This window comes from Bacteroides sp. PHL 2737 (assembly GCF_004115325.2).
Lineage (GTDB): Bacteria > Bacteroidota > Bacteroidia > Bacteroidales > Bacteroidaceae > Bacteroides > Bacteroides hominis.
Genome location: NZ_CP040630.1, coordinates 2817603 through 2828632, shown reverse-complemented (window position 1 = coordinate 2828632; position 11030 = coordinate 2817603). Strand labels below are relative to the sequence as shown.

Sequence of the window (11030 nt, the reverse complement as noted above, 5' to 3'; positions counted from 1 at the left end):
TATGATAAAATGTGGTTAGTGTGCCAGTGCTTTCTTATATGCCTCTGCCACCTCGCATCTTTCTCCGGCTTTCACCCGGCTCCACAACAGTTTCATCGGATCAATCAGATGTTCCGCATCTTTATACCGAAGCACCGGTACTTCCCGGTTACCGTCAACCAGCGTCATCCATTCCATGCCTTCCACTTCATTAGCCAGAATCGTGCAGATGGCAATACCGAATGCCAGCCAGGGCTCTTTCTTTTTGGGCGAAAGGACACCGCTGCCAATCACTTCCTGTATCTTTTCGAGGTCTTCCTCCACACCCTGAAAGTCCTTCTTCAACTGTGTCTTCACCGTATCTGTCACCCACTCATAAGCCTCGTTCACCTGATAGATTTCAGAAAGGCGAATGGGAATTACTTCTGCGGGATACTTCTGTCCGTCTTTACGAATTTCAAGGCTGGATATGATCTTTTCCGCCTCCTCCACACGCTCTCCTTTCGGTACGGTGAACGAACATTCAAAGGCCACATTGTCAATGCCTGTCACCCAAAGATGGCTGGTGTAATAGGTACCTTCTTCCTCAAACATCTCTTTACTATAGGCACACTCCAGTTGCCCCACCTTCACCAAGGAGGCCGAAGGATTTTCCTTGAGTTCCTGACGGATGGAGTCCTTTCCATAATTCATGCCACCTTGAGCAGCAGCATCCGCTTTATAGGCCGAGATACGGAAGTTACCCGTCCAAAGTTCGGGATTATAAAAGAGGAAGGAGCCTTCGCCGTCTTCAAATTCGCTCCAATCTGACGGATATATCATTGAGAACCATGTTCCCGGAGAGATAAATTTCTTACCTTGTATCATATTGCTTACTGAATGTTGATAACCTCACAAAAGTAACAATCCCAACGCTGATATGCAAAAAATAGAATAAAAAAACAGCCGATTCTCACGAACCGGCTGTTCCAATCATCATCTATGAATGAAGACAGCTTTTAGCGTCCTCAATATTTTCTTAACTCCAGACGGGCATAGTCCGACCGGAGAATCAATTTGTTACTGTTCAGTTTCTCTACGGCAAAATCCTGCACCCGGGCATCCATGCCGAAAGTTTTCATCTGTTCCGCCGTAGCGTCAAGTATCTGTATATGCATAGAATCGTTCTCGTAGGTATATGTCCCATAGAACTCACCATACCCCAACTTCTTCAGATTGATAATGTCCATCTGGAAACTGAAATAAGTGTCCAGCGGAGTTTCCGCATTACCATCTTTATATTCTATACGCTGCATCTGCCACATCCCATCCAGATAGCGATGCCCGAACTTCTCTCCACAAGACGTAAAAGCCATCAGGGCGACGAACAATAATAGGATTCCTTTTTTCATTTCTTCTTACCAATTAAACCTGTTTTACGAATGGTGAGCATACCGCCCCAGCTCTCTCCCAACATATTACCTCCATCCACTGCACCGGCCAGTGTGAAGCTCCATCCCGGAATCTGTTCGGGTTTATAAGTCACCTCCAACAATCCGTTCTGGTTTCTCCTGATAGTCCGGTAAGGACTTCCGTAAGTTCCCCAATGCTTAGCTACACTTACCAGAATCCGGTAATCTATCTCCGGAGTCGGACTGCCGTTCAGCCCGATATGGAATCCTTTAACACGGTTACTTTCAAAAGCCAGATTTCCATCCTTATTATATATAGGCGAGGTAACCAGCGGATTGCCGATCCCCTGTCCCCAATGTTCCCAACCGGCATACTGCGAGTTATTGTAATAATTATCAGCCCCGGTAAATGAATGATCAATAGCCGGAGTAGCAAAATAATGGAAAGCGCCTGACTGGTGCTTCGTATACAAAAACTCTCCGACAACCGTCTTCACAAAAGGATTCTCCGGTAAGGTCACCTCCAATCCGGTCAGACAATCACGCCACATACCGTAAGTCAGCGTCATCCCCGAACGGTCTTCGAAAAAGTGTTCCCAATATGCTTTTACTTTCCAGGTCGGGAAATGATACCCCACAGCAGCACTGTAACTGCCTACGTGGTTTCCCAGAATATTGATCTGGTCACTCTCCGATGCGCCACTGTCTCCATTACTCGGAAAGAAAATACGGAAAAAGTCCTTCCAACTGTCCGGTGTGCGCAACACCGTTCCGTCCGGATAATAGCAATCGCCTCCGAACTGGGCCGCCATTTCAATACCCAACTCCACCGAAACCGGTGATTTCTCCAGGTTCTCGACTTTCAGGAAAGCCGCTTTCGAGTGAAACAACGTCTCTTTCGTATATTTAGAACGTCCATCCGTGAAACGCTCCTGAAACTTTTCATCCGTAAACATTCCATAAGCCACGTGTCCCTTTATATGCAACCAATGTTTGGTCCATGGAAAAGGTATATATTCGGGAATTGAAATCCGAACCTGCGGGATGGGACGGGCATTAGTAGAAAAAGTCATGCTACCGGAACTCAACTGGTCATTTTTCATTTCGTTGCCACGCTCCTTACTGCCGACACTGATTTCCATCCCCCGATAACGCAAGTCTACATAGGCCTGTTGAATGAAGAACTTAGACGTGAAGCGACTCGCACCGACCATTTCCAATCCAAAAGCATAAGAGAACTTTTTATCCTTCTCCAAATCCCGAAAGATTCCTGCATCCAAGTAAGCATTGTTTTTACGAATAGACGACAGCCCGTGCTTATTTGCCACGAGCCAGAAAGGCGTATTGTGTCCACCACTTACAGTTGCACTGGTTTCAATCTTATAGTTTAGGCCTTTGTCAAACTGCGCCTGCACAGTGGCAGGGGCTATCAGCATCAAGCAGCTGATAATGAAATAGTTTCTTCGTTTCATTCTAACGTGTGTTTGGAATATATCCAAATATTGAACGGCAAAAATACAACAAAGAGGCGAAACTCATCGATATATCAGAGTTTTATTAGGATTATTTAGCTACGAACCAGACAACGGGAATAGTGATTCACTTCCCTATCGGCTGTATTCTCCTGCGTACATCTTTCGATATTTCAAGGAACATATAGTTCAGTTTACCGGAATGGATACCCTTTTCATTCTCTTTATACTTCTTATTGGCATATTGCTTCGACTTCTCGAAAGTGAGCAGGGACATCTGATTCTGTGATTTGCCTACCATGGTGGAATCTAACTGCTCGTCCGGGAAGAAGTCGTCCAGATCGACATCGCCTATCATGGTTGTTTCCAGGAAATTCATATCCTTATGCGAATTGTCGGTATAATATCCCACGAACATATGGCCGGGAGTACGCACCAGAATCGGTTCGATATTAATGGCACGGAGCAAAGAGGCAAACAAGACACTGCCATCCACACAGTTGATCTGTGACGACTCCAGTGCATCATCAAATGTACGCACACGCTGCGAATAGACCACATTGCTGGAAAGGCTGGTGTTCGACACCGAACTATAGCGGAATTTACGTTTCTGCAAAACGTTCCATAACGCATATACCTGCTTATCCACAGCTCCGGGAGCCGGATTCTGATAGCCCAGAAAGCGGTTGACGATACGGGTATTCAATGCTTCGCGCAGCAGCTGGTCGATCATCGGATTTTCTTCGTTGACATAAGCGGCAAAGAAAATACCCGTATCATGGAATTTCGTACCATTCGTCACATACCCCAGCAGGCACTCGTTGACACTGCGTACAGAGAAGGTACGCACTCGCTGTCCCAGATCTTCCCCATTCATCTCTACCGTAACGGCTACGCTGATGGGTTCTGCCTGGTTGTTATTCTTTAGCGCTTCATAGTTCCAGATGATATCGGGATAAATCGTATACTCGGTACGGGGCTTGTTGAGTACAAACTCCGACACGGAACGGGAAAAGAAAGGGGTTTCGGCTACGTCAATCCGCACACGGCTATAGGCGGAACGGGACTTCACCTTGATGGCAATGCATGATTTGGGATTGCCCAAGTATACGGAGTCACCCGGCTGAATGACCTGGGCATCAGTCGTTGCCACCGAAAGGATGGCCGAAGGAAAAATGTTCCCTCCCAGTTCATCGGTTATCTCAAAACCGGAAGTAGCAGAAGAGAACTTAAACACGGACACGCCTATTGCTATAAAGAACAAAGCGACAACCGTCCAAAGCACTTCACGTTTGCGTTGCCTGAAATCTATCTTAATCATTGTGGCATTTCAATTTATTGACATAACAAAGATACGACTTTTTTGTTGATAAAGTATCTCCGAACCTGCGGATTGTTGGTTTAAAACCAAGATGCCGTTAGTTTAAAACCAAGAGAACTTTGGTTTAAAAGGTAGGCACTGTCGGGTTTAAAACCAACCGCATCAGCCTATAGAGGCTCTCAGACGGGATAAAATGTAATCAAATCGTAATACGTGTTTCACCCCCTCGTAACAAAAAGCCTCCATCTTTGCAAAAGAAAAAGGAATAAAGTTTAACTTTGTAGCATTACATTAACAAAGAATACAATGAACGATTACCGTATTTTAGTGGTCGACGACGAAGAAGACCTCTGTGAGATTCTGAAGTTCAATCTTGAGAACGAAGGGTATGAAGTAGATACAGCCAATTCTGCCGAAGAAGCTCTGAAAATGAATATCAGCAGTTATCACCTGCTGCTATTGGACGTGATGATGGGAGAAATCTCCGGATTCAAGATGGCTAATATCCTGAAGAAAGATAAAAAGACAGCCCAGGTTCCCATCATATTCATTACTGCCAAAGATACGGAAAACGATACTGTCACCGGATTCAATCTGGGGGCAGACGACTATATATCGAAACCTTTCTCACTGCGTGAGGTCATTGCCCGCGTGAAAGCCGTGTTACGTCGTACCGCCACTTCGGATATGGAAAAGGTACCGGAACAGCTCAGTTATCAGTCACTGGTAATCGATATCACTAAAAAGAAAGTAAGCATCGATGGTGAAGAAGTGCCGCTGACCAAAAAGGAATTCGAAATCCTCTTCCTGCTGCTACAGAACAAAGGACGTGTTTTCTCTCGCGAAGACATCCTGAGCCGTATCTGGAGCGACGAAGTCTACGTACTGGACCGCACCATCGACGTCAACATCACCCGACTGAGAAAAAAGATCGGCATTTATGGTAAACGTATCGTCACCCGGTTGGGATACGGTTATTGTTTCGAAACGGAATAGAAATGAATACGATTCACCACAGAGTACACGGAGGACACAGAGTTTTAATCTCTTGTTTATTAAGATGTTTAAGAGAAAGATATTCTCTGTGTCCTCTGTGTCCTCCGTGGTGAATTAAACTCAAAAACAAATGAATAAAGAATCATCTGTTCTTTTGTTCTTATGTCTAAAAAAAACTCCGTGTCCTCTGTGTTACTCTGTGGTGAATCCAACTTAAAAAACAAATTTGTATGAACCTACCTGTCACCCAAAAGCATTTTCTCTCTTTCAGCCGGAAGTTATTTCTTTCGGTCATCTCCCTGTTTCTGGTCTTCGCGGCTTGCTTCATGGCCTATCAGTATCAGCGGGAGAAAGAGTATAAAGTAGAGTTACTGAACATACAATTGCAGGACTGCAACAACCTGCTGTACGAAAAGCTATACGACCACCCTCAGGATATGACTCCAATAATCACCGATTACCTGCGTCATAACGTACTGAAAGACTTACGCATCACCGTAGTCAATCTTGAAGGAAAAGTTCTTTTCGATAGCCAGGAGCAGAACACGGGACAGTTAGGCAACCACATCGGACGCGAAGAGATACAGAAAGCCCTGCATAACGGCATCGGTTTCGATGTTCGCCGTACCTCCGAAACCACCGGAGTCCCCTATTTCTACTCCGCTACCTTATATAAAGATTATATCATCCGCTCGGCTCTGCCCTACAGCGTCAGCCTGATCAATAACCTGAAAGCAGACCCACACTACATCTGGTTCACCGCTATCGTCACTCTGTTGCTAATGGTCATCTTCTATAAGTTCACCAACAAACTGGGCACTTCCATCAATCAACTCCGGGAGTTCGCCATGCGCGCCGACCGTAACGAGCCTATCGAAATGGCGATGCAGTCCGCCTTCCCCCACAACGAACTGGGAGAGATCTCGCAACATATCATCCAGATATACAAACGCCTCCACGAAACGAAGGAAGCACTCTACATAGAAAGAGAGAAGCTGATCACACACCTCCAGATTTCGCACGAGGGACTGGGGGTATTCAGCAAAGACAAGAAAGAGATTCTGGTAAACAACCTGTTTACGCAATACAGCAACCTGATATCGGACTCAAACCTTGAAACGGCAGAAGAGGTATTCAACATCAGCGAACTGAAAGAGATAACGGACTTCATCAACAAAGCTCCCAAACGCCCCGTCGGCAAAGAAGAGAAACGGATGTCCATCACGATCAACAAGAACGGAAAGACCTTCATTGTGGAGTGCATCATCTTCCAGGATATGAGTTTTGAAATCAGTATCAACGATGTCACTCAGGAAGAGGAGCAAATCCGTCTGAAACGGCAACTGACACAAAACATCGCCCACGAGCTGAAGACCCCGGTCAGCAGCATCCAGGGTTATCTGGAAACCATCGTCAACAACGAAAATATCCCAAGGGAAAAGATCAACGTCTTCCTTGAACGCTGCTATGCACAAAGTAACCGCCTGAGCCGGTTGCTGCGCGACATCTCCGTGCTGACCCGCATGGACGAAGCCGCCAACATGATCGACATGGAAAAGGTGGACATCAGCGTACTGGTGACCAACATCGTGAACGAAGTGTCATTGGAGCTGGAAGAGAAGCATATCACGGTTGTCAACTCACTGAAAAAGGAGATTCAGATGCGGGGCAACTACTCATTGCTCTACTCCATCTTCCGCAACCTGATGGACAATGCCATCGCTTATGCCGGAAACAATATCCACATCCACATCAATTGTTTCCGCGAAGACGAGAACTTCTACTACTTCAGCTTTGCCGACACAGGCATAGGCGTATCGCCCGAACATCTGAACCGTCTTTTCGAACGCTTCTACCGGGTGGACAAAGGACGCTCACGCAAGTTGGGAGGTACAGGGCTTGGCCTGGCCATTGTCAAGAATGCGGTCATCATCCACGGTGGAAGCATTTCGGCCAAAAACAGCCAAGGCGGCGGACTGGAGTTTGTATTTACTTTGGCTAAAGAAAAGTAAATCCTGTCACCACACTCTGTCTTTAAACCATTTAGTGTCCAGATTCTCCAATCCGGAGTTTCCGGACAAGTTGTCTATAGCTACCTGCACAGCCTCTTTTTCGGTGGAATGGCGTCCGGACAGAGAATCACTGCTTATCCAGAAAGCCTTGAGGAAGCGGAGCCGTTCAGTCACCTCCTTCTTCCGGGCTTTTCCCGTAAACGGGGCAAGCGGATAGGCACGCACCCAATCTTTGTTCCGGTTATCCATCACCAAGCCTTCCAATTGCTCTACCGTATACTTCCCGACAAGCGCATCGGTGTATTTCCGAAGTCTGCTATATACCCCGGCCGAATCCGTAATGGCCTTGGATGCCGCAAAAACCTTTTCGTAACGTTCGCGCCCCAGCGTATTGTATACCGACCAGAACCATGCCGTATCCAGCACACCCATAGAAATCTCCAAGGCCGAAAGGGTGGTGTAAGGCGTAAATCTCGACTCTTCCATATCCCGATGGTACTCCCTGGTATAAGCATAGAAGAAGTCGGCCGCAGCGGTCAGCCCTTCCCAACCGATAGCCCCTTCCGTCATCCTGAGCCAACGGGGGGAATATACAGCCATCTCGACCATGCGCTTCGGAGTAATGCCGGCACGTTCGGCAAGCATCTTCAACCATTCCGGTGTGTCCGTAGGCAGAGGGGCACAATGAAGCATCAGGTTGCAGAACATGCCGATACGGCTTTCGCTGGTATCATAGTACCACTTGTCCAGTCGTATGAACTTCTCCTTCCTCATCAGGCTCAGCAGGCGGATCATCACTTCGGCACCGAACACCCCGTCCAGTTTCTGGGCCAGCGAAGTAACATCGGTACGGACTTTCCCCCGTTCCAGTTCGATGTCCAGAATGCGTACAGTCACCTTTTCCAGCACTTTCTTAAATCCGCTGAAATCATAATCCCGGCAGTCGGTATATATCCGTCCGTCCTTTCCCTTTTTCTGATAAAAAAAGCCCGCAGCCTCCTCTATCAGCGTAGGCGAAAGCGGGCGATCCATCAGTTCGGTGATCAAGGCATCTTCGGACAGAAGTCCCATCTGGTAGGCCCTGCCGAAATCGACGGCACGAATGGGAAACTCAACCGGATAAGGCTCTACCTTATAAGAAAGGAAATTACACAAGCGGTACAACTCGTAGCGGATCTTGAAATCGGTTATAAACTCATTATCCGTCAGCAAACGTTTCGGATGTTTCAGCCAGCAATCTATCCAATAGCAATGAACCAGTACGACACGATAATCGTGGGAGGAACCATACCATTCGCGGACGCTGTACAGAAAGGTGATATTCCGGGGAGTAAGCATCGGAAGCAAATGAAGCAGGACGTAGTGTGAATACTTCAGATACACCTCCTGGTCGCGGTAATCCCACTCCAATGCCCAGAGAATCTCACTCAGTGCATAGGGATGTTCAAGGCGCTCCAATGCCTGTTCGTATGGCGCCAGAGGGATTTCTCCGTATAATTTATCAAGTAACGTACCGAAACCTTTGCGCCAGACACAAGTCCGCGAATGTGACGCCATAAGGCACATTTCCAACAGAAGTGAGTAATCACGCACTTCTTCTTCATAAAACCGTATCCATACATCGGCAAACGGATAGCACCCTATCGCTGTTGGTGAATCCGAATCATGCTTCGCACTTTCAAACTGTTCTTTGAACAAATGCACCTCCCCCCAGGGATCGCTATAGGTCAATTCACCATGAATTACGATCTGATATTGCAGTTTGTCAAAAAGATCAAATACTTCTCCTGACTGTATTCCTTTAAAGATTGCCTCTGTAGTTGGTTGTCCTTTTTTATTCTTCATGTCTGACTTGTTTGTTGTGTGTATAACGTTTTCATCACTGAGTACAAATATAGAATAAAAATACTATCTTTGTCCCATATCAAAACAAAAGATTATGATAAGCAATGTAAAATACCTTTCATTTGTACTGTTATTGGTGCTTACTGCCTGTAAAAGCGGCCCCGCGGCCAGCCAGGAGCAGAACGGAAAGCAAGATACGGTTAAAGTTTTCAATTTACCCGACATACCCGTAGTGCTGAACACGGTGTCGCAACGGGCAGATTATATGGTAAAGCACTATTGGGATCGCTTTGACTTTACAGACACCACCTACGTCAGTCAGATCGACGTTGCCGAACAGGCTTGGGTGGATTATTGCGATTTGTTGGAACATGTGCCCTTGTCCGACGCGCAAACTGCCATAAAAGAGACGATCGGCCGGGCCGGGAAAAACAAAAAGATGCTGGACTTCTTTGCGGAACTGGCCGATAAATATCTCTACGACCCTAACTCGCCTATGCGTAACGAGGAGCTTTACATCCCCGTGCTGGAAGCTCTGACAGCCTCCCCCATGCTGAATGAAACGGAAAAGATACGTCCGCAGGCGCGGCTGGAACTGGCACAAAAGAACCGGTTGGGCACAAAAGCCCTCAACTTCACCTATACACTGGATTCGGGTGCAAAGGGTACGCTTTATCAGTTCCCGGCGGAATACACGTTACTGTTTATCAACAATCCCGGCTGCCACGCCTGCTCTGAGATGATAGAAGGGCTAAAGAGTTCTCCGGTCATCAACGGGTTCATAGCCGACAAGAAGCTGAAGGTGCTGTCTCTCTATCCGGATGAAGAACTGGATGAATGGAAAAAGCACCGGAGCGATTTCGCGAAAGAATGGACCAACGGATACGATAAGGAGCTGGTCATCAAAAACAAAAACCTGTATGACCTGAGGGCTATTCCCACCCTCTACTTACTGGACAAGAACAAAACCGTATTGTTGAAAGACGCCACCCTGCAAAAGGTAGAGCAATATCTGGCAGAGCGCGGTTAAGAAAAACATACCGGAACGGAGCATTTGCCCCAAAGATGCGAAGAAGGTCGGATTATCATTTTGACAGAATGATAATCCGGCCTCTCTATTTTCCATTCTTTCGGCCCGACGCACGATACGCCTCTCAAAAACGTCTCCAATTCGATTTACCGGTTATCTCTTTGCCCGTAATTTTCCACTTTTGTTTACCGAAAGAAAGAGACGGGAAAGTGTTCCGTCCATAAAGCAGGTTTTAACCTTGAAACCATCTCTTTCCGACACTTCCGGAACGATCATATCGGGTGAGCAACCGGAGCAAAATCCGGAGCTATAAGCCCCGGTTTTCATAACAATATATGTAATGGAGCATAACATATAGAGATATTTGAAAAAGAAGTAAGCATTTTCGGAAAATGCTTACTTCTTTCGGGGTAAATGTAACCGTCTTTTGGAGTGAATGCATACTGCTTTTCCGCAAAACCCCGGCTCTAATCCACCCAAAGCCCGGCTTTCGGAACAGAAAAGGCCGGCTTTCCCCTTGTTTTCCCTCCGGTTCATCCGTTTTAAAGAAAGAGTGTGTCAGTCAAAAGGCTGATTAACCATCATTCTGCCATCATAACCCTCCGGAATCAAGATAAATGGCATCGCCTATCCAAGTCATTCCGATGTGCCGTCTGACACTATCCGGACGACCTGTCCGATGTTGCTCCGTCCGTTCCGCAATGCATAACGAATAATCACAAATTATTATGCTATTTCTAATATTCTTTTTATCTTTGCAGTGCATTGGTTTGTATTCTCCGTGTACCGGGGATGCAATTAAAAGGGAATCAGGTGCAAATCCTGAACAGTCCCGCTGCTGTAAGTTTCACATCAAATTGTTGTAAGCAACCACCACTTGCCACTGGGAAACGTTTTCCTGGGAAGGCGCTTATCAACAGAAACGAGTCAGAAGACCTGCCTGTGCATCTATTTCATTGCTTTCGAGGAAAAAGCGTTGAGTCT

8 protein-coding genes and 1 riboswitch are annotated in these 11030 nt (G+C 46.6%); of the genes, 3 read left to right on the top strand and 5 right to left on the bottom strand.

Features of this window, described 5'->3' with window-relative positions; all coding sequences use genetic code 11:
• Positions 1-15 precede the first annotated feature (15 nt).
• The 4 genes from DBK98_RS11550 to DBK98_RS11535 all read right to left on the bottom strand — a co-directional run bounded on the left by DBK98_RS11550 (position 16) and on the right by DBK98_RS11535 (position 4163).
• Positions 16-846 (bottom strand): DUF3805 domain-containing protein, encoded by an 831-nt coding sequence (locus DBK98_RS11550; protein WP_032536332.1) that lies wholly within the window; start codon positions 844-846, stop codon positions 16-18.
• Positions 847-986: 140 nt separating this feature from the next.
• The gene (locus tag DBK98_RS11545) at positions 987-1370 is read right to left on the bottom strand and encodes a lipocalin-like domain-containing protein (RefSeq protein ID WP_005776362.1); all 384 of its coding nucleotides are present in this window, start codon (positions 1368-1370) and stop codon (positions 987-989) included.
• Complete coding sequence (locus DBK98_RS11540) at positions 1367-2842, bottom strand: capsule assembly Wzi family protein (protein ID WP_005809301.1); 1476 nt, start codon at positions 2840-2842, stop codon at positions 1367-1369. Before DBK98_RS11540 ends, DBK98_RS11545 begins: the two co-directional genes overlap by 4 nt.
• 127 nt (positions 2843-2969) lie before the next feature.
• The gene (locus tag DBK98_RS11535) at positions 2970-4163 is read right to left on the bottom strand and encodes a hypothetical protein (protein ID WP_005809303.1); all 1194 of its coding nucleotides are present in this window, start codon (positions 4161-4163) and stop codon (positions 2970-2972) included.
• Positions 4164-4469: 306 nt separating this feature from the next.
• Between DBK98_RS11535 and DBK98_RS11530 the strand changes: the two genes are divergently transcribed.
• Positions 4470-5159: a response regulator transcription factor gene (locus tag DBK98_RS11530; RefSeq protein ID WP_005776359.1), complete on the top strand. Its 690-nt coding sequence runs from the start codon at positions 4470-4472 to the stop codon at positions 5157-5159.
• Positions 5160-5389: 230 nt separating this feature from the next.
• On the top strand, positions 5390-7171 hold the full coding sequence (locus DBK98_RS11525; protein ID WP_005776358.1) for a cell wall metabolism sensor histidine kinase WalK: 1782 nt from the start codon (positions 5390-5392) through the stop codon (positions 7169-7171).
• A gap of 6 nt (positions 7172-7177) precedes the next feature.
• On the opposite strand, the gene DBK98_RS11520 is transcribed toward DBK98_RS11525, so the two are convergent.
• Positions 7178-9016 carry a DUF5724 domain-containing protein gene (locus DBK98_RS11520; RefSeq protein WP_032536333.1) on the bottom strand — a complete coding sequence of 613 codons (1839 nt, stop codon included), beginning with the start codon at positions 9014-9016 and terminating at the stop codon, positions 7178-7180.
• A 94-nt stretch (positions 9017-9110) separates the two neighbouring features.
• On the opposite strand from DBK98_RS11520, the gene DBK98_RS11515 reads away from it, so the two are divergent.
• Positions 9111-10046, top strand: coding sequence for a DUF5106 domain-containing protein (locus tag DBK98_RS11515; RefSeq protein ID WP_005809307.1), 936 nt, complete (start codon positions 9111-9113; stop codon positions 10044-10046).
• A gap of 749 nt (positions 10047-10795) precedes the next feature.
• Positions 10796-11005, top strand: a riboswitch (cobalamin riboswitch).
• The last annotated feature ends 25 nt before the right edge of the window (positions 11006-11030 follow it).

Coding starts and splice junctions, on each gene's coding strand:
- DBK98_RS11515 (WP_005809307.1), top strand. CDS start 9,111: ATGATAAGCAATGTAAAATACCTTTCATTTGTACTGTTATTGGTGCTT.
- DBK98_RS11530 (WP_005776359.1), top strand. CDS start 4,470: ATGAACGATTACCGTATTTTAGTGGTCGACGACGAAGAAGACCTCTGT.
- DBK98_RS11550 (WP_032536332.1), bottom strand. CDS start 846: ATGATACAAGGTAAGAAATTTATCTCTCCGGGAACATGGTTCTCAATG.
- DBK98_RS11525 (WP_005776358.1), top strand. CDS start 5,390: ATGAACCTACCTGTCACCCAAAAGCATTTTCTCTCTTTCAGCCGGAAG.
- DBK98_RS11520 (WP_032536333.1), bottom strand. CDS start 9,016: ATGAAGAATAAAAAAGGACAACCAACTACAGAGGCAATCTTTAAAGGA.
- DBK98_RS11535 (WP_005809303.1), bottom strand. CDS start 4,163: ATGATTAAGATAGATTTCAGGCAACGCAAACGTGAAGTGCTTTGGACG.
- DBK98_RS11540 (WP_005809301.1), bottom strand. CDS start 2,842: ATGAAACGAAGAAACTATTTCATTATCAGCTGCTTGATGCTGATAGCC.
- DBK98_RS11545 (WP_005776362.1), bottom strand. CDS start 1,370: ATGAAAAAAGGAATCCTATTATTGTTCGTCGCCCTGATGGCTTTTACG.